General features: G+C 59.4%; 18 protein-coding genes. 12 read left to right on the plus strand and 6 right to left on the minus strand.

The features are described from left to right. Window positions 1–48: 48 nt before the first annotated feature. A complete protein-coding gene (locus SM766_RS01065; protein WP_274828154.1) occupies window positions 49–495 on the minus strand; it encodes a type II toxin-antitoxin system RatA family toxin in 447 nt (148 codons plus the stop codon). A 75-nt stretch (window positions 496–570) separates the two neighbouring features. Between SM766_RS01065 and hpt the strand changes: the two genes are divergently transcribed. After that, window positions 571–1,119: a hypoxanthine phosphoribosyltransferase gene (hpt, locus tag SM766_RS01070; protein WP_065270218.1), complete on the plus strand. Its 549-nt coding sequence runs from the start codon at window positions 571–573 to the stop codon at window positions 1,117–1,119. 36 nt (window positions 1,120–1,155) lie between these two features. Here hpt and SM766_RS01075 read toward each other — a convergent pair whose 3' ends face one another. Beyond that, window positions 1,156–2,319 carry an amidohydrolase gene (locus SM766_RS01075; protein WP_368946617.1) on the minus strand — a complete coding sequence of 388 codons (1,164 nt, stop codon included), beginning with the start codon at window positions 2,317–2,319 and terminating at the stop codon, window positions 1,156–1,158. Beyond that, complete coding sequence (gene lipA, locus SM766_RS01080; RefSeq protein ID WP_274832208.1) at window positions 2,316–3,269, minus strand: lipoyl synthase; 954 nt, start codon at window positions 3,267–3,269, stop codon at window positions 2,316–2,318. Before lipA ends, SM766_RS01075 begins: the two co-directional genes overlap by 4 nt. 260 nt (window positions 3,270–3,529) lie before the next feature. Between lipA and SM766_RS01085 the strand changes: the two genes are divergently transcribed. After that, window positions 3,530–4,078, plus strand: coding sequence for a peroxiredoxin (locus SM766_RS01085; protein ID WP_368946618.1), 549 nt, complete (start codon window positions 3,530–3,532; stop codon window positions 4,076–4,078). Window positions 4,079–4,081: 3 nt separating this feature from the next. Here SM766_RS01085 and SM766_RS01090 read toward each other — a convergent pair whose 3' ends face one another. Together SM766_RS01090 and SM766_RS01095 are read right to left on the minus strand one after the other, a co-directional pair. Further along, a complete protein-coding gene (locus SM766_RS01090) occupies window positions 4,082–5,050 on the minus strand; it encodes a LysR substrate-binding domain-containing protein (protein ID WP_274828070.1) in 969 nt (322 codons plus the stop codon). 44 nt (window positions 5,051–5,094) lie between these two features. Further along, window positions 5,095–6,153, minus strand: coding sequence for a DUF6456 domain-containing protein (locus tag SM766_RS01095; RefSeq protein ID WP_368946619.1), 1,059 nt, complete (start codon window positions 6,151–6,153; stop codon window positions 5,095–5,097). A gap of 240 nt (window positions 6,154–6,393) precedes the next feature. Here SM766_RS01095 and SM766_RS01100 point away from each other — a divergent pair, with 240 nt between their 5' ends. Beyond that, window positions 6,394–6,684 carry a DUF6477 family protein gene (locus SM766_RS01100; protein ID WP_368946620.1) on the plus strand — a complete coding sequence of 97 codons (291 nt, stop codon included), beginning with the start codon at window positions 6,394–6,396 and terminating at the stop codon, window positions 6,682–6,684. Between the two features lie 105 nt (window positions 6,685–6,789). On the opposite strand, the gene SM766_RS01105 is transcribed toward SM766_RS01100, so the two are convergent. Beyond that, complete coding sequence (locus tag SM766_RS01105; RefSeq protein WP_065270212.1) at window positions 6,790–8,334, minus strand: trimethylamine methyltransferase family protein; 1,545 nt, start codon at window positions 8,332–8,334, stop codon at window positions 6,790–6,792. A gap of 288 nt (window positions 8,335–8,622) precedes the next feature. Here SM766_RS01105 and guaA point away from each other — a divergent pair, with 288 nt between their 5' ends. The 9 genes from guaA (at window position 8,623) to SM766_RS01150 (ending at window position 18,020) form a co-directional block, all read left to right on the plus strand. Beyond that, window positions 8,623–10,191 carry a glutamine-hydrolyzing GMP synthase gene (gene guaA / locus SM766_RS01110; RefSeq protein WP_368946621.1) on the plus strand — a complete coding sequence of 523 codons (1,569 nt, stop codon included), beginning with the start codon at window positions 8,623–8,625 and terminating at the stop codon, window positions 10,189–10,191. Window positions 10,192–10,746: 555 nt separating this feature from the next. Next, window positions 10,747–11,298: a dTDP-4-dehydrorhamnose 3,5-epimerase family protein gene (locus SM766_RS01115; protein WP_368946622.1), complete on the plus strand. Its 552-nt coding sequence runs from the start codon at window positions 10,747–10,749 to the stop codon at window positions 11,296–11,298. A 400-nt stretch (window positions 11,299–11,698) separates the two neighbouring features. Beyond that, window positions 11,699–12,430 (plus strand): hypothetical protein, encoded by a 732-nt coding sequence (locus tag SM766_RS01120; RefSeq protein ID WP_368946623.1) that lies wholly within the window; start codon window positions 11,699–11,701, stop codon window positions 12,428–12,430. Continuing rightward, window positions 12,423–13,238 (plus strand): hypothetical protein, encoded by an 816-nt coding sequence (locus SM766_RS01125; RefSeq protein WP_368946624.1) that lies wholly within the window; start codon window positions 12,423–12,425, stop codon window positions 13,236–13,238. Before SM766_RS01120 ends, SM766_RS01125 begins: the two co-directional genes overlap by 8 nt. A gap of 54 nt (window positions 13,239–13,292) precedes the next feature. Continuing rightward, window positions 13,293–14,189, plus strand: a complete 897-nt coding sequence (locus SM766_RS01130; RefSeq protein ID WP_274828065.1) for a DMT family transporter — start codon at window positions 13,293–13,295, stop codon at window positions 14,187–14,189. Between the two features lie 76 nt (window positions 14,190–14,265). Next, on the plus strand, window positions 14,266–15,180 hold the full coding sequence (locus tag SM766_RS01135; protein WP_274828064.1) for a DMT family transporter: 915 nt from the start codon (window positions 14,266–14,268) through the stop codon (window positions 15,178–15,180). Window positions 15,181–15,236: 56 nt separating this feature from the next. Further along, a complete protein-coding gene (locus tag SM766_RS01140) occupies window positions 15,237–16,100 on the plus strand; it encodes an ATPase (RefSeq protein ID WP_368946625.1) in 864 nt (287 codons plus the stop codon). Window positions 16,101–16,150: 50 nt separating this feature from the next. Continuing rightward, window positions 16,151–17,068, plus strand: coding sequence for a homoserine O-acetyltransferase MetA (gene metA, locus SM766_RS01145; RefSeq protein ID WP_065270205.1), 918 nt, complete (start codon window positions 16,151–16,153; stop codon window positions 17,066–17,068). A 4-nt stretch (window positions 17,069–17,072) separates the two neighbouring features. Further along, a complete protein-coding gene (locus SM766_RS01150; protein WP_368946626.1) occupies window positions 17,073–18,020 on the plus strand; it encodes an alpha/beta fold hydrolase in 948 nt (315 codons plus the stop codon). Window positions 18,021–18,041: the final 21 nt, after the last annotated feature.

An 18,041-nucleotide genomic window follows, 5' to 3' on the forward strand; every position in this document is an offset into this window, starting at 1 on the left:
TCACTGCGCCGCGAGTGGCAAGGTTGCCCCGGCCACCAAGGCAGGAGACTAGCCGTAAAGTTCCGCCGCCCGCCGTTCGAATGCGCGCACGATGCGCTGCATTGCCTCGTTGAATACCACACCGATGATGCCCTGAAGCACCGCGTTCTTGAACTCGAAATCGACAAAGAAATCGACATTGCAGCCGCCATCGGGACGATCTTCAAAAGACCAGTTGGATTTCATGTAGCGGAACGGACCGTCGAGGTATTCGGTATCGATCTTGCGCGCCACAGGAAACAGGGTCACCCGGCTGCCAAAGCGCTCGCGGAACACTTTGAAGGAGATCACCAGATCGGCCTCCATAACCTCAGCATCGCCCTGTGGCGTCACGCTGCGGATCCGGGCTGCGGCGCACCACGGCAGGAATTTGGGATATTGCGCCACATCCGCCACCAGATCGTACATCTGCTGTGCTGAATAAGGCAGCTGGCGGGTTTCCGAATGGGTGGGCATGGTTTCGTCGAATTTCCTGCTATGATCGTGCCGCGTCATGTCCTATGAACGCGCGGGAATTTCAAGGGGTCAGCCATGTCACAGCGTCCATATGTCATCGATGTGATGATTTCAGCCAAGGCCATCGCCGCACGGATCGAAGAGCTTTGCGGCGACATCCACGCCGAGTTCGGGGACACCGACAAGCTGGTCGTCGTCGGCCTGTTGCGCGGCAGTTTCGTCTTTATCGCCGATCTTGTCCGCGAGCTGGACCTGCCTATCGAGGTCGATTTCCTTGAGGCGTCCTCCTACGGTGACGGTATGGAGAGCAGCCGGGAAGTGCGCATTCTCAAGGACTTGCGCGGCGCCATTGAAGGTCGCGACGTGCTGGTCGTGGAGGATATCGTCGACACCGGTCACACGCTGAACCACGTGATCGGCCTTTTGAACAGCCGCAAGCCCGCCCGGCTCAAATCCATCGCGCTGCTCGACAAACCCTCCCGGCGAGAGGTGGATTTCCGCGCCGACTGGATCGGCTTTGAAATCCCCGATGAATTCGTCGTCGGCTACGGCATCGATTTTGCGCAGCGCAACCGCAACCTGCCCCATATCGGCAAAGTCCGCTTTACTGACGACGGCGCCTGATCCCCCGCCATAGTCTGGCGTCGGCGGTAACCTCGTTCAGTGGTTGCCACCTGGCGCCCGGTTCAGAACAGCGTCGATTGCAGCGGCAAAGATCGCGGACCCAATGGGAATAAGCTCATCCGGGAAATCATAATCCGGATTGTGAAGCTGCGGCATGGTCTCGCCTGCGCCGAGCCAGAACATAGCGGATTTGGCCACCTTGGAGAATTGACCAAAATCCTCTGACCACGGCTGTGGCACCTGCCACAACTGCGCTGGGTAACCCGCTGTTTCTGCGACAAAAGACAAGATCTCGGTTGCCTCAGGGTGGTTGGCGCACGCATCAAAGACATCGTCATAGGAAACGGTGTATTCCAGCCCCTCTGCCGCGCAGACCTCTGCAAGAACCGCGTTGGCCTCCTCCGTCAACTGCTCCATCCGGGAATCGGTCACGGTCCGCAGGGTGACCCAGATTTCCGCCTCTCCCGGCGCGATGCCGAATGTCGGCTCCCCCAGCCAGGCGTGGGTCAGGGTTACGCGGGCGAAATCGGCGGACATCTCTCCGCCCGGCCCCAGTGCCACCAGTCCCGGCATCAGCTTGGTCAATGCCCCGGCTGGGGATACCCCGTCCTGCGGCGCCGCTGCATGGGAGGTCTTGCCCATGAGCCGGATCCGCATGCCGCGCGACGCGCAATTTGCGGGTCCTTGACACAGGGCCACCGCACCGGCGGCGAGACCCGGATAGTTGTGAAGTGCAAAGGCATAGTCCGGTTGGATGCGTTCAAATTGCGGATCTGCAATAACAGCCGCAGCGCCCTTACCGGTTTCCTCGGCGGGTTGGAACAGCAGCACCACCCGGCCCGTTTGCGGACGGGTGCGCGCCAGATCCTCCGCTAGGGCGGCAACCATCACCATATGGCCGTCATGACCGCAAAGATGCCCGCGCCCCGCATGGGTCGAGCGATAGTCGGCCCCCGACACTTCCTCGATCGGCAGCCCATCCAGCTCACAGCGGATCAGCACCGTCGGCCCCTCGGCAGCGCCACGATAGACGGCCGCAACGCCGTGTCCGCCCAGCCCGGTCAACAATTCATCCGGCGCGTGTTGGCGTAGATACCCCGCAACCACATCGGCAGTTTTTTCTTCATTGCCAGAGACTTCCGGGATTTTGTGAAGCCTGTGGCGCAGCGCGGTCAGCTGCGCCAGACGCTCAGGCGTCATGCCCGCCCCAGCCTTGCATTCCGGGCCTCGCGCAGCCGGGCAAAGTCATCTCCTGCGTGATAGGACGACCGGGTCAGCGGCGTGGCCGAGACCATCAGGAAGCCCTTGCCGTAGGCCGCCTTTTCGTAAGAGGCGAATTCCTCGGGTGTCACAAAACGATCCACTGCGTGGTGTTTCGGGGTCGGCTGCAGATACTGGCCGATGGTCAGGAAATCGATATCCGCAGCGCGCATATCGTCCATCACCTGCTTCACCGCCTGCGCGTCCTCGCCGAGGCCAACCATGATACCCGATTTGGTAAACATCGACGGATCCAGCTCCTTCACCCGCTGCAAAAGGCGCAGCGAATGGAAATACCGCGCGCCCGGACGTACCTCGGGGTACAGACCCGGCACCGTTTCCAGATTGTGGTTGAACACATCCGGACGAGCCTCGACCACGGTTTCCAGCACTTCCGGCGCGCATTTGATGAAATCCGGGGTCAGGATTTCGATCGTGGTCTTCGGGCTGCGGTGGCGGACGGCCCGGATCGTCTGGGCAAAATGCTCGGCGCCGCCGTCCTCAATGTCGTCGCGGTCAACGGATGTGATCACAACGTGGTTGAGACCCAGTTTTTCCACCGCATGGGCGACCCGGCCCGGCTCAAAGGCGTCCAGTTCCTCGGGCGGCTTGCCGGTGGCAATGTTGCAGAAGGTGCAGGCCCGGGTGCAGACCTCGCCCATGATCATCATGGTGGCGTGGCCCTGGCTCCAGCATTCGCCCACATTGGGGCAGCCGGCCTCTTCACAGACGGTCACAAGATTGTTTTCCCGCATGATCTTGTGGGTGTCGGCATAGCCTTTTCCACCGGGCGCCTTCACGCGAATCCAGCTGGGTTTCTTCGGCTGTTCGTTATCGGGGCGGTGCGCCTTTTCCGGGTGGCGCTGCGCGGGGATTTTCAGGTCTCTCACGGGTTTTTCCCTTGCGGCAACTGTTCATCCGCTGATGTATCACAGCCGCAGAGCAATGACACGGCCATTTCTGCAACCCTGGTTTCACCCTTTCGCAACCGCCGCCGAACCGCGCCTTCAGCGGCATCGTGCCAGTCTTGTGATCATCCATCTCTGCAATGCGGCGCTGAACATTGCTTGTGCAGCATTCCCCATTGCAGCGTTTGCGCAAGTTTATTAAGCCAGCGCCCAGAACCGATTTTCACCATATGGAGACCGACATGAAAGCTGGCGTCAAACTGCCCGAGGTAACCTTCCACACCCGCATTCGCGACGAAGCGATCGAAGGCCCGAACCCGTTCCGCTGGGAAGACAAAACCACCGCCGACTATTTCGCGGGCAAGCGCGTTGTGCTGTTCTCGCTGCCGGGCGCCTTCACCCCGACATGCTCCACCTACCAGCTGCCCGGTTTCGAAAACGGCTTTGCCGATTTCAAAGCCGAAGGTATCGATGCGATCTACTGCATGTCGGTCAACGACAGCTTTGTGATGAACAAATGGGCGGAATCGCAGAACCTTGAAAACGTTCAGGTTATCCCGGACGGTTCCGGCGAGTTCACCCGCAAGATGGGCATGCTGGTGGCCAAGGACAACCTCGGCTTTGGCGCGCGCAGCTGGCGTTATGCCGCCATCGTCAAGGACGGTGTCGTCGAAGCCTGGTTCGAAGAGCCCGGCCTGTCGGACAACCACGCCGAAGATCCCTATGGCGTCTCCTCGCCCGAAACCGTGCTGAACTACCTGAAAACCGCCAAGGCGGAAGTTGCAGCCTGATCTTCAGGTCTCATGATCTTCAGCGGGCGCGCCCGGCGCGTGCCCGCTGTCCTGCCTGCACTGGCTGACAATCCCTTCCCCCACCGATCTGACGACCTCGGCCAGTTGTTCGAACCAGCCTTCGCCGTCGGTTGAATCGCGCCGCACCAGCCCGATACGCCTATATGGCTGTGGCTCGGGGAACCTCTGAACACGCAATCCTTCTGCACCGCCGCATTCTGCCTGCGCGGCAATTTCCGGCATCAGGGTCAGGCCGAATCCTGCCGCAACCAGTCGTGACAGGGTGGCCAGCGATCCCGCCCCCATATTGATTTCCGGCGCGGTACGTTGCATCCCGCAGATATCGAGCGCCTGATCGGTCAGGCAATGGCCATCCTCTAGCAGCATCAGCTGCTCCGATCGCAGATCCTGCGGGCGAATGCCGGGACCATGGGCATTGATCTGCTCCAGACGGTTGCAGGAGCCCGCCAGCAGGAACCGGTCGCGAAACAATTCAACCTCGACCAGACCATTACCGCCACTGGGCAAGGCCAGCACCGCTGCATCCAGCTCCCCGGCCTGTAACAGTGCCAGCAGCCGCTCTGTCGTGGCCTCGCGCACTTGAATCGCCAACTGCAAATCAACCGCGCGCAGCTGCGCCAGCGTTCCGGGTAGTAGATAGGGCGCAACGGTGGGAATCACCCCAAGGACAAGACTACGTCGTCCACTGCTTTGATCCCGGGCCGTGCGCGCCAGGGTCTCGGCCGCCTGAAGCACCGCGTCGGCCTGCGCCAGGACCTGCCGCCCCAGCGGGGTCAGAACCACATCGCGCGCACGGCGTTCCACCAGCGGGCCACCCATCACGTCCTCAAGCGCGCGGATCTGAACCGACAGCGCCGGTTGGGAGACATGGCAGGCCTCGGCCGCACGGCCAAAGTTCCTGTGGGCGCATAGCGCCTGAAAATAGGTCAGTTGTCGCAGTGTAAAGTTCATAGCCTCTATTTATCCCGGCCAATCAAAACCACAAGCCATAGTTATCAGCTGATCAGTCTTTCCTTCTCTCCCTCCTGTCCGCAGGATTCGTAGTGGGATTGCAGCTGCTGCAGGGCGATGCGCAGCACGATCTTTCCAGATCGCGCCGACCAGCCAAGCTGCCGCTCTGCCGCCTCAAGCCCTTCAAGGTAGCAACAACAGCGCAGGGCGATATCGCTGAGCCCGGCGCCAAGGGCCGCCAGCGCCCGCCGCGCCCGGTTCCGGGCCGCCCGGGCTGTTGCGCTTGGCATCGGGGTTGGTTCAGGTCTGGCACAGGACTCACCGCCGAAATAAGCCGCCTCCTGCATCAGGTGATTGCCGATCTGGGCCACTTCGAAATCCTCGCGCAGACGTTTGCCGACCTGAACCAGGTCGGGCGGCAGGAAGGGCTCACCGTTCTTGTCGATAAGCCGCGCCAACATGTCCATCGGTGTCTCCCCGCCGCCATAACGCGTGCGCCTGGGGCGTGGCGATTGTCCTTTGTGGCTGCTGGGGCCCCCGGCAAGGGCCGCGATTCCGTTTTCGGCACGGTTGCGTGCCTTGTTCTCACGCTCGGCGACCAGCCGGGTCAGAAGGTTACGACCGTTACTGGTGATCTGGTAGCGGCTGAGCCGTCCGGACCGGGTGCAATCAATCCAGGTCAAAAGCGCCATCGCCCCGGCCAGCCCGCGGCTCACCGACAGCTTCGCCTCGACCGGATCGCCCTGCCGGACCACCACAGCGGTTTCCATACCCTCGGCCACCGCCAGAACAGCGCCGGGTTGCGCAAGACGCGTGAGGATTTCAACAGAACGGGCTTCAAGCAGGGCAGTTTGCGAAGGCGGCAGCGCCCCGCTTTCCTCAGCCCCAGAATGGCAACACGCCAGCGCAGTCAGAATGCTATCGATTAACGGGTCGTCGCGCCGGGTCTCAATCCGGCGCACCTGCCGCAGCACCGTAGACGGGTGACAGCCCGCCTGACGGGCCAGTTGCCGGATCGATTGCCCTGTTTCCGTATGCTGCAGATACCTTTGCGCATCCTCGGGAAGCCAGTCCGGCAGCTTCGAAACAGATAGTGTACCCATGATATCAGATCCCCGACTGTTGTTCAGGGAATAATCCACGGGGCACCCCCATGGTTACCCACAAGGGGATCGCGTCCTACTCACCTGTTTTTAAACAAAACTTCGCGTCCGACCATCATTCATTTCAAATTTACATCAATCAACCGACAATACAGCGCGCGCTAGTATTCCCCGCGCCGCAACACCCGTTTTGGTTGTGCTATGACATCGCCGCCCGTCGTCACAGAAAGGACCCGCGCGATGCAAGATGCTCTTAGCCGCCTAGCGGCGTTGCACCGACCCCGCCTTCTTGTCCGCACCGCCAGAATTGGCGCCAGCAGCTACCTGCGGGAGAAGAGCCTGAACCGATTGCTGGGATATGGCGCCCGGCCCAGCCCGTCGGCAGCGATCCTGAGACTGTTGGACATGGAGTATGAGCTCAACGCATGCCGCGTGCTGCGCGATGCGGGGTATGACCTGCGCCGCCATATCGAAGTGCTGATCGCGCTGATGGGAGAGGCAAATCTCCTGCGGAGCAGTAAGGAAACATGATCCTCTTGGGGCGTTACTCATTCGACAGAACAGAAAAAGGCGGCAGCCGCATGGCCACCGCCTTACAGGGCCGCCCATGCCGGACAGCCCACAGTTTTTCGAGGCTTACAGGAAGGAATCCGGCATCGATGCTTTTTTCTCGGCCACGTAGGCTTCCAATGCATCCTTGATCGCCGGGTCCAGCGCAGGCGGCTGATAGGTCGCCAGCAGGTGATCAACCCGCGCAGAGGCAAGCGCATAGGTGTCGCGTGCGCCTTCCTCTTCCCAGGTTTCAAAGGGCTTGTAATCCAGTAGATCGGATTTCCAGAACGCCGTTTTAAAGTTCGCCTGCGTATGGGCGCAGCCCAGATAATGGCCGCCGGGACCTACTTCGCGGATGGCATCCATCGCCTGATCGTCTTCGCTGACGGTGACGCCCTTGGCCAACCCATGCAGCACGCCCAGCTGATCTGCATCCATCACGAATTTTTCGAAATCGGCCACCAGACCACCTTCGAGCCAGCCACAGGAGTGCAGCATGAAGTTGACGCCAGACATCAGCCCCATATTGAGCGAGTTTGCCGTTTCATAGGCGGCTTGCGCATCGGGCAGTTTCGAGCCGCAGAACGACCCGGCCGAACGGAACGGCAGCCCCAGACGGCGCGCCAGTTGGCCCGCACCATAGGTCACCAGCGAGGCTTCGGGCGTGCCAAAGGTCGGTGCGCCGGAGTTCATATCGATGGAAGACACGAAGGCGCCGAAAATGACCGGAGCGCCCGGACGGATCAACTGACTATACGCCACACCAGCCAGAACCTCGGCCAGAACCTGCGTCAAGGTGCCCGCCACCGACACCGGCGCCATGGCACCGCCAACGATAAAGGGCGAAATAATGCAGGCCTGGTTGTTCTTGGCATAGACTTCCAGCGCACCCATCATCACATCATCGAATGTCATCGGCGAGTTGATGTTGATGAGCGAGGTCATCACGGTGTTGTCCTGCACGAACTCCTTGCCGAACAAGACGCCGCACATATCAACCGAATCCTGCGCGCGGCTCGGTTCAGTGACCGATCCCATGAAGGGTTTGTCGCTCAGCGTCATATGCGCCAGCAGCATGTCGAGGTGACGCTTGTTGACCGGCACATCGGTCGGTTCACACACGGTGCCACCGGAATGGTGCAACCATTTGGACATATAGCCCAACTTCACGAACTTCTGGAAATCCTCCAGCGTCGCATAACGACGGCCACCTTTGGCATCGCGCACGAAGGGCGGGCCGTAGATCGGCGCCAGCACCAGATTCTTGCCGCCGATTTCGACGCTTTTCTCCGGGTTGCGCGCGTGCTGGGTGAAGGTGCTGGGCGCGGTTTCGCATAGTTTGCGGGCCAGACCACGGGGAATACGGACCCGTTCGCCCTGAACATCCGCACCAGCGGCCTTCCAGCGCTCCAGTGCTGCAGGATTATCGACGAAGTTGACGCCGACCTCTTCGAGGATGGTCTCGGCGTTGGTCTCGATAATCTCTATGGCTTCCTCAGTCAGAACTTCAAAGTTCGGAATGTTCCGCTCAATGTACTTGGCGGTTTCGATCTTGATGCTCGAACGTTCGGCGCGACGGGCGGCGCCTCCGCCCCCCCGGCTGCGCCGACGCGGTGCTGCTTCAGTCATTGTTTTTCCTCACCAAAGCCGTGTCATTGACCTCGTGTCTACGCCCTTGCCCCGGCGCGGCGCCGAAGGATAACGGCCAATCAGGTTGAAAACCGACATATTCGCGGCAAAATTTCTGGGCACTTCTGTACAGTATTGCGCCGTCTGCGATGACGATGTCGTTCAGCTGGGCCTTGCATCTCTGATTAGCCATCAAAGCCGCACCTTAGAGGCGCAAATCCTTGCAGAGACAGGTTTCAGGCCATCTGCCCTCTTGCCAGCCGCCCTGTCTGCCCCTATGAGCCAGACATGAGCCAGACATCCCATGACCGCCTCCTGATTATCGACTTTGGCAGCCAGGTCACGCAGCTTATTGCGCGTCGCCTGCGCGAGCTGAACGTCTATTGCGAAATCCACCCCTATCAGAATGTCACGATGGACTTTGTGCGCGAAATGGCGCCCAGGGCCGTGATCTTCTCCGGGGGGCCGGACAGTGTGACCCGCGAGGGATCCCCCCGCGTGCCGCAAGAGATTTTTGACTATGGCGTGCCGATCCTTGGCATCTGCTACGGCCAGCAGGTGATGATGCACCAGCTAGGCGGCAAGGTGCTGTCGGGCCACGGCACCGCCGAATTCGGCCGCGCCTATGTGACCCCGACCGTCGACTCCCTGCCTCTACTAAACGGGTGGTTCCAGGACGACAGCGACCGCGAGCAGGTCTGGATGTCTCACGGCGACCACGTCAGTGAAATCGCACCGGGATTCAAGGTCTACGGAACATCGCCCAACGCCCCCTTTGCAATCACCGCAGATGTCTCGCGCAATTTCTACGCGGTGCAATTCCACCCCGAAGTGCATCACACGCCGAACGGCGCCAAACTCTATGAGAACTTCGTCAAGCTGGCCGGGTTCAGCGGCGACTGGACCATGGGCGCATACCGCGAACAGGCAATCCAGGCGATCCGCGATCAGGTCGGCGACAAGCAGGTGATCTGCGGTCTGTCCGGCGGCGTCGACAGCTCGGTTGCGGCCGTGCTGATCCACGAGGCGATCGGCGATCAGCTGACCTGCGTCTTTGTTGACCACGGTCTACTGCGCAAAGGTGAGGCCGAAGAGGTCGTCACCATGTTCCGCGACAATTACAACATGCGCCTGATCCACGCGGACGAGCAGGACCTGTTTCTGGGGGAACTGGAAGGCCAGTCCGACCCGGAAACCAAGCGCAAGATCATCGGCAAGCTGTTCATCGACGTGTTCCAGAAACACGCCGACACCATCGAAGGCGCCGAATTCCTCGCTCAGGGTACGCTCTACCCTGATGTAATTGAGTCCGTGTCCTTCTCGGGCGGACCTTCGGTCACGATCAAATCCCACCACAACGTGGGCGGCCTGCCTGAGAAGATGGGTCTGAAACTGGTCGAACCCCTGCGCGAGTTGTTCAAGGACGAGGTCCGAGCGCTGGGCCGCGAGCTGGGCCTGCCGCAGAGCTTTATCGGTCGTCACCCCTTCCCCGGACCGGGTCTTGCCATCCGTTGCCCCGGCGAAATTACCCGCGAAAAGCTGGACATCCTGCGCGAGGCCGACGCGGTCTATATCGACCAGATCCGCAAGCATGGCCTTTACGACGAGATCTGGCAGGCATTTGTCGCGATTCTGCCGGTGCGTACCGTCGGCGTAATGGGAGATGGCCGCACCTATGACTATGCCTGCGCCCTGCGCGCTGTGACTTCGGTCGATGGTATGACTGCGGATTACTACCCCTTCACCCACGAGTTCCTCGGCGAGACGGCGACCCGAATTATCAACGAGGTCAAGGGCATCAACCGCTGTACCTATGACATCACCTCGAAGCCTCCGGGCACGATCGAGTGGGAGTGATCCCTCGCGTGTAAGTCGTTGATACTATAGATTGGCGACTTACACATTTTCTCTGGGCGCTTATTCTCTCGGCGCTTAGACCAAACATTGTTTTTCCGAGGTTCATACCTTCGCCCCAGAGAGTGGCGAGTGCGGCGCGGATTTCGAGTGATGACGTCCCGCATCCCATTGTCTTGCGACGTCTTTTTGAAACGCGTGCCTCGGCTGGTACGGATGGCGTGCAACTCTGCCGTAACAACTGGCCAATCAACGCCCCCCTCACCATCTCGGCAACGAAGCCCTGACCGCGCCAAACCATGCTGTGGTTTGCGCTCTCCCGTAGAAACAAATAGGCACTGCCCCAGCAGGCGCACCTACGGACTGTCTCTTCTGCACGGGAAAAACGTCACCAATTTCGGTGACTAAAACCTCGTACATTTCCTGCACACACCGGCACTCGTTTCTTTCCCAGAAAAGAGAGAGTTCCGCGCAAACACCGCACCAAATCTTGACTACGCCCCACCCCCCGACTACAAAACCTATGGCATTATGAAAATTCGAAACGAGACAAAAACAATGGCTAATCAGTTCGAAAAAATCCCCACTACGCTGGATGATGTCTTTGTCCTAAAACGTTTCACACACGCCGACGAACGCGGGATATTTACCAAAACATATAACTCCAAGATGTTCGATGAGTTAAACCTAGGGGAATCCATTGAAATCCGAGAATCTCTATGCAGTATTTCGAAAAAGAACGTTATACGCGGAATGCATTACCAGACCGCCCCGTATGGCTGCGCAAAAATTGTAAGCGTTGTCAAAGGCGAGATCATTGACGTTATTGTTGGAGTCGGCGGAGCGTCAAACGAACGAAACAAAGGCAAATTTTTCTCCGTTAACCTATCCGACAGAAACCGGAAAAGCCTATTTATTCCGGATGGATACGCGCACGGCTTTCTGGTTCTTAGCGAAGAGGCCGTAGTTGTTTATCATCAGACAAATCATTTTGACGCGGCTTCTGACACCGGAATTCATTTTGATTCATTTGGATTTCAATGGCCGGCACAAAGCCCTATTATCAGCGAAAAAGACGCAGCGCTTCCGGGGTTGAACGAGGTTCTTTGATGCACTCAAAAGATTATTCGACCTGAGACCTTTTTGGATCAAAATATGGTTAAAAACGGAGTATTGATGGTTGCTATGAAAATAATTCAAACGGCTCCTTAAACATCCGCTCCACACCGCATTATTCATTTAACAAACGGCGACGGGATACATTTTAAATTCACTCCTGTACGCAACAGTGATGCGCTGAGGCAATACAATCTAGCAATACGGCGTTGCCGATTTTCGATAGCTATCCCGTCCGCCTTGAGTACTTTAACGACCGGATAATTTTTGGTCTGACACTTACGAAGATTTCCGACCGGGTTCGAACCTCCCTTTTTTTCAACTTAAGAATACATATTTTTAACACATCCTTCCTAGTTTGCTCGGCGTTGCTCCAGTACGCAAAGGCTGACCCGTGATCATTTGCCACCCTCTCAGGCTCATTTTCATCAAGACGATGAAGGTCGGGGGAACGTCGTTCGAGATCGCCCTGTCGAGTCTGTGCGATGGCGACAGCGTCATCACCCCCATTGCTCTGGATGACGAGGCTTTGCGCCGCAGGCTGGGGATTCCCGGCCCGCAGAATTATATCGCTCCGATCTGGCGCAACGCTGATGGCGAAGAATACTGGAGAAGTTCAGGAGATTTCGTCAACCACATCCCGGCCCCAAGGGCTAAGGCCCTTATTCCACCCGACGTCTGGGACGGATATCGCAAGATTACCATCTGGCGTGATCCCTTCGATGTGGCCATTTCGCGCTATTTCTGGGTGGGCGGCACCGCAACCGGGATGCATTTTGACGAGTTTATCGACCGTCACCGGAGCTTTCTGCACGACAATGCCCGGATCGCACCGCTTACAGGAGAAGCCGCTCTCGACAGCTATCTGCGGTATGAATGCCTTGCGGATGACATGGAGTCGCTTCAGGTGCCCGGCCTGAAAGAGCTGTTCCAGGCGTTGAACGCCAAGAGCAATATCCGCCCCAAATGGGGCACATCTGTCGCGGAGACATATTCCATGTTCCCTGCCGCGGCAGAGATCATCGCAGAAGAGTGCAAGGAAGAAATCGCCTTTTTTGGCTATCAGAATCCATTGTCACATTCGCCCCCCCAAGCAGCACAAACAAAGGACAAAATCCATGTCTGAGCTCATATTCTCCCTCGCAGCAGGCCGGTCTGGCAGCGCCTGGCTTGCCAAGTTTTTGGAAGCGAACCTAGGCTTTCCAACCGTGCACGAACCGTTCGGCATTGACGATTTTGGCAATACCATGCCGGATATTCGCACCATGCGCTCCTTCAATATGCGCGGGATGGATGACGTGGCCCGCGGGTTCTGGGGCCGAAAGATGGCAAGCCTGCCAAAAGACAAGCCCTATGCGGAAACCAACCACACGCTCGGCAAATGTGGTCTGATCGAAACTCTGATCGATCATCCGCGCTGCGACGATACGACAGTCATCATCCTGCGTCGGAACCTAGCCAAACAATGCGCCAGCTACATCCAGCGCAATGATTGCGGGAACATGACGCTATTGTGGCAATGGTACCTGGCCCCCAATTATCGCAATGTCATCCTGAAACCCGAGTCCTTCCTGAAAATGGGCGTCGTCGGGACCGCGCTTTGGTACACGCTCGAAATGGAATGCCGTCAGCAGTATTATGAACAAGTTTACGGCGACCGCGTCAGATTTGTGCATGCTCAGCTGGAAGACGTCATCACGCCTGAGGGCGCCCGCAAGCTGCTTGCGGATCTTGGCCGAGACCAGGCCGCAACGCTTCCTCCAAAGGCCAATGCGAATGTGGCGCCTCATGACGTTGGGCTGATCGATGAGATCGACACTTTTCTGTCGAAAACCGGTTTCGACGCCCAAGCGCTGGTGGCCCAGTACCTGGATGCGGGGTTTAGCCTGGATCAGTCACACAAGAAACAGCCACAGGTCGCTGCCTCCTCTTGACCCTTCCATGCAATTGGGCCTTGTTGCTGCCCAAGCCATGCGGGGGACGACACAATGCAAGAGCAGCCAATACAGATCGCGAAGGCGGCACTGTGGATGACCGGCTCGATCGTCTCGTTCTCCTCCATGGCCATCGCCGGGCGCGAGGCGGGGCTGACGCTCGATACCTTTGAGATCATGGCCTACCGCAGCGTGGTGGGCGTGATCGTGGTGGTGGCGATCCTGACACTGACCGGCAAATGGCATCAGGTCAGCCGCGAGCGCATGGGGCTGCACCTGGTGCGCAATCTGGCGCATTTTACCGGCCAGAACCTATGGTTCTTCGCCGTAACGGTCATTCCGCTGGCTCAGGTCTTCTCTCTTGAATTCACCTCCCCCATCTGGGTGATCATCCTGTCACCCCTGATGCTGGGCGAGCGCATGACGCGGGTCCGGGCGGGCGCGGCAATGCTGGGCTTCATCGGCATTCTGATCGTCGCGCGCCCCACGCCGGAAACGATAAACGCCGGTGTTCTGGCGGCGGCTGGCTGCGCGATTTTCTTTGCCCTGACGGCGATTTTCACCAAGCGCCTGACCCGCCACGAAAGCATCGCCTCTATCCTGTTCTGGCTCACCTCCATGCAACTTGTGTTCGGCTTTGCCATGGCAGGCTGGGATGGCGATGTAGCGGTGCCGGATGCTGCCACCCTGCCCTGGCTGGTACTGATTGGCCTTGCTGGCCTTACCGCGCATTTTTGCCTGACCAACGCCCTGTCGCTGGCCCCGGCCACCGTGGTGATGCCGATCGATTTCACCCGTCTGCCCGCCATCGCGATTCTGGCGATGATCCTTTACGGCGAAGAGGTGGTGATCTGGACCCTGCTCGGCGCTGTGGTGATTTTCGCTGCGAACTACATCAACATTCTGGATGCGTCCGGCAGGCTGCGCCCGCGCGGTGCGCGCATCGGCTAGGGCTTTCTGCCCAAACGGCAGATGAAGCCGCAGGAAACGGGTCGCGGCAGCATCCCTTTCGGCGCAGAAAAGCGGCATGACAACACAGCATTCCATATCCCCCCGCGCTTGGGTCGAGCTGAGCCTATTGGCCTGCCTCTGGGGCGCTTCCTTTCTGTCGATCCGCATCACACTCAACGAAGTGCCGGTACTGACCTCGGTATTCTACCGTTGCGCGGGCGGCGCCGTGGTCCTTTGGGCCGCGGTACTCCTCCTGCGTCTGCCGCTGCCGCGCGCGCCCCGGGTTTGGGGGAGTTTTCTGGTGATGGGGCTGCTCAACAACGTGATCCCCTTCGTGCTGATGGCCTGGGGACAGCTCCATATCGAAACCGGGCTGACCTCGATCCTGAATGCCACAACGGCAATATTCGGAGTTCTGGTGGCGGCGCTGTTCTTTGCCGATGAAAGGATCACGGCGCGGCGGGCCGTCGGAGTCGCCTTGGGGTTTCTGGGGGTATCGACGGCCATTGGCCTCAGCAGTTTTGCAGATTTCGATCCGCGCAGCGCGGCGCAGCTGGCAGTTTTGACCGGCACGCTCTCCTACGCGTTTGCAGCGGTCTGGGCAAAACAGAACCTCGCGGGCCTGAAGCCGCAGGTGGCCGCTGCGGGAATGTTGACAGGCTCCGCCCTGATCCTGCTGCCCCTCACGCTGGTTGTGGATGGGGTGCCGCACATTGATCTGATGCCAGTCACCTGGCTCGCGATTTTCTACTATGCGGTCTTTGCTACGGCGGGGGCATATCTTCTGTATTACCGGGTGCTGGCGATGGCCGGCAGCGGCAACCTGATGCTGGTGACGCTGATGATCCCGCCCGTTGCCATCCTTCTGGGCGCCGTGGTGCTGGGCGAGGCCCTGCCGCCCCATGCCTACCCCGGATTTGCGCTTCTGGCGCTTGGCCTGCTGATCATTCAGGGCCGCATTCCCCTGCCCCGACGCCTTCGGCGGAATTGACCCGACCGCAGACACTGGCTAGCAAGGCGCTAGGTGATCAAGGATCTGGAATGCCAATGCTTTATTCTTCCGCTCAGGCGTGGCGCGACGCCCCCAGCAAACGCGTGCTGTTCTTTGGCATGTCGGGACTCGGCAAGACCTACATCAGCAACATCCTGCGCGGCGCGGGGGGCTGGTTCCACTACTCGATCGATTACCGCATCGGCACTCGCTACATGGGCGAATACATCGCCGACAACGCCAAGGCCGAGGCGATGAAGGTCCCCTTCCTGCGTGATCTGCTGCTGTCAGATTCGATCTACATCGGATCGAATATTACCTTCGACAACCTGACACCGGTCTCCTCCTACCTCGGCAAACCGGGCAGCACGGCCAAGGGCGGCCTCCCGATGTGCGAATACCGTCGCCGTCAGGAACAGTTCCGCCTGGCCGAAATCCACGCCCTGCTGGATACCGAATATTTCATCGACCGGGCCGAGCGGCTTTATGGCTATCCGCATTTCATCTGCGACACTGGTGGATCGATCTGTGAATGGGTGGATGCCGAGGATCCGAACGATCCGGTCCTGACCGAACTGTCCAAACACACGCTGATGGTCTGGATCAAAGGTGACGAGGCCCATACCGAAGAGTTGATTCGCCGCTTTGATCGCGCGCCCAAACCGATGTCCTATCAGCCGGAGTTCCTGAGCAGGGTCTGGGAAGACTATCTTAGCAAAAACAATGTATCAGAGGCGGATGTTGACCCCGATGCCTTCATTCGCTGGACCTATGCGCAGGCGCTGGCGCACCGTCAGCCGCGCTATGAGGCGATGGCGCAGAACTGGGGTGTGACCGTCACCGCTGACCAGATCAGCGCCGTGCGCGACGAGGCTGGTTTCGAGGACTTGATCGCCAGCGCACTTGAGAGTGCCGCCTAGGCAGCTTATCTCTTGCCCTCAGCCTAACACATGAACCGCAAGGACCTGACATGCCTATCAAGATCCCTTCTGACCTGCCCGCCTATGACGTTCTGACGAACGAAGGCGTGATGGTCATGTCGCCGGATCAGGCGGCGCGTCAGGATATTCGCCCGCTGCGCATCGGTCTGCTCAATCTGATGCCGAAGAAGATCCAGACGGAGAACCAGTTCGCCAGGCTGATCGGCGCGACGCCGCTCCAGATCGAACTGTCTCTGATCCGGATGACCGAGCACCAGACCCGCAACACCGCGGCCGAGCATATGGCCGAATTCTATCGCCCCTTTCAGGAGGTGAAGGACGAGCGCTTTGACGGGTTGATCATCACCGGCGCCCCAATCGAACATCTGAATTTCGACAACGTCACCTATTGGGATGAGCTGCGCGAGGTGTTTGAATGGACGCAGACCAATGTGCACTCCACCTTTGGCGTCTGTTGGGGCGGCATGGCGATGATCAACTATTTCCACGGCGTCAAGAAACACATGCTGGATCACAAGGCCTTCGGCTGCTTCCGACATAAGAACCTCGCGCCTGCCTCGCCCTACCTACGCGGGTTTTCAGACGATTGCGTCATTCCCGTCTCGCGCTGGACCGAGATGAAACAGGATGAAATCGACAGCCACCCAGAGCTCATCACCCTTCTGGGAAGTGATGAGGTTGGCCCCTGTCTGGTCGAGGATCCGAACCATCGCGCGCTCTATATCTTCAATCACTTCGAATATGACAGTGATACGCTGAAGCAAGAATACGACCGCGACGTTGCCAATGGCACCGAGATCAACGTGCCGATCAACTACTACCCGGATGATGACCCCAGCCGCACGCCGCAGAACCGCTGGCGCAGCCATGCGCATCTGCTTTATGGCAACTGGATCAACCAAATCTACCAAAGCACGCCCTTCGATCTGAACAACATCGGTCAATAGCGCATTGTTATCGCTTGCCTTTGCCATGGCTGCAGGCGTCGGCATCACCGCCCTGCAAGGATCCCGAAGGGAGGCCCGCGCCAGGGCCAGCCACCCGCCTGAAGGCCGGTTCATTGAGGTGGGTGATGCCCGTGTGCACGCGGTCGAGATGGGCCAGCCGCAGGGCTCGGCGCCAGATCTGGTGCTGATCCACGGCTCCAACGGCAGCACCCGCGATATGAGCTTTCGCCTCGCCCCTGCGTTGGCCGACCGTTTCCGCGTACTGATGTTCGATCGCCCCGGTCTCGGCTATACCGCAGCCCCAAAGGCTGGCAATGCAACGCTGCGGGATCAGGCGGCCCTGCTGCAACAGGCCGCGGCCAGCCTTGGCGCCGAACGTCCCATCGTGCTGGGGCAAAGCTATGGCGGGGCCGTGGCGCTCGCCTGGGCTGTCTACCATCCGGATGATCTCTCGGCGCTGGTCTCGGTCTCTGGCGTATCGCACCCTTGGGATGGCTCGCTCGATCCATTCTACAAAGTGACAGCCTCGCCGCTGGGTAGCCGTCTGGTGGTGCCGCTGATCACCTCCTATGTGCCGGAACGGACCGTGACCCGCGCGCTGGAGGATGTCTTTGCCCCCCAACCAGTGCCAGAAGGATACGCCGAGCATTTTGGTCCCGGACTGACCCTCAGGCGCAGATCGCTCCGGGCCAATGCCCTGCACCGGGCCAACCTTCTGCGCGATATCAAAGCGCAGGCACCGCAGTATGACCGCATCAAGGTACCGGTCGAGCTTGTGCATGGCGACGCCGACACCACCGTTGGGGTTCATCTGCACGCCGCAAGACTGGTCAAGGACGTGCCGCAGGCCCGGCTGACACTACTCGACGGGATTGGCCACATGCCACACCATGTGGCCACCGGGAATGTGACAGACGCCGTGGACCGCGCCGCCGCCCGCGCCGGGCTTTAGGTAAATCGGAGTCACATTGCA

The sequence above is a fragment of the Pseudophaeobacter sp. A-200-2 genome (genome assembly GCF_041008815.1).
Classification (GTDB): Bacteria; Pseudomonadota; Alphaproteobacteria; order Rhodobacterales; family Rhodobacteraceae; genus Phycobacter; species Phycobacter gallaeciensis_A.

Coding starts and splice junctions, on each gene's coding strand:
- SM766_RS01105 (WP_065270212.1), bottom strand. CDS start 8,334: ATGACTGAAGCAGCACCGCGTCGGCGCAGCCGGGGGGGCGGAGGCGCC.
- SM766_RS01085 (WP_368946618.1), top strand. CDS start 3,530: ATGAAAGCTGGCGTCAAACTGCCCGAGGTAACCTTCCACACCCGCATT.
- metA (WP_065270205.1), top strand. CDS start 16,151: ATGCCTATCAAGATCCCTTCTGACCTGCCCGCCTATGACGTTCTGACG.
- SM766_RS01075 (WP_368946617.1), bottom strand. CDS start 2,319: ATGACGCCTGAGCGTCTGGCGCAGCTGACCGCGCTGCGCCACAGGCTT.
- SM766_RS01125 (WP_368946624.1), top strand. CDS start 12,423: ATGTCTGAGCTCATATTCTCCCTCGCAGCAGGCCGGTCTGGCAGCGCC.
- SM766_RS01100 (WP_368946620.1), top strand. CDS start 6,394: ATGCAAGATGCTCTTAGCCGCCTAGCGGCGTTGCACCGACCCCGCCTT.
- SM766_RS01065 (WP_274828154.1), bottom strand. CDS start 495: ATGCCCACCCATTCGGAAACCCGCCAGCTGCCTTATTCAGCACAGCAG.
- guaA (WP_368946621.1), top strand. CDS start 8,623: ATGAGCCAGACATCCCATGACCGCCTCCTGATTATCGACTTTGGCAGC.
- SM766_RS01095 (WP_368946619.1), bottom strand. CDS start 6,153: ATGGGTACACTATCTGTTTCGAAGCTGCCGGACTGGCTTCCCGAGGAT.
- SM766_RS01115 (WP_368946622.1), top strand. CDS start 10,747: ATGGCTAATCAGTTCGAAAAAATCCCCACTACGCTGGATGATGTCTTT.
- SM766_RS01090 (WP_274828070.1), bottom strand. CDS start 5,050: ATGAACTTTACACTGCGACAACTGACCTATTTTCAGGCGCTATGCGCC.
- SM766_RS01130 (WP_274828065.1), top strand. CDS start 13,293: ATGCAAGAGCAGCCAATACAGATCGCGAAGGCGGCACTGTGGATGACC.
- hpt (WP_065270218.1), top strand. CDS start 571: ATGTCACAGCGTCCATATGTCATCGATGTGATGATTTCAGCCAAGGCC.
- SM766_RS01140 (WP_368946625.1), top strand. CDS start 15,237: ATGCTTTATTCTTCCGCTCAGGCGTGGCGCGACGCCCCCAGCAAACGC.
- SM766_RS01135 (WP_274828064.1), top strand. CDS start 14,266: ATGACAACACAGCATTCCATATCCCCCCGCGCTTGGGTCGAGCTGAGC.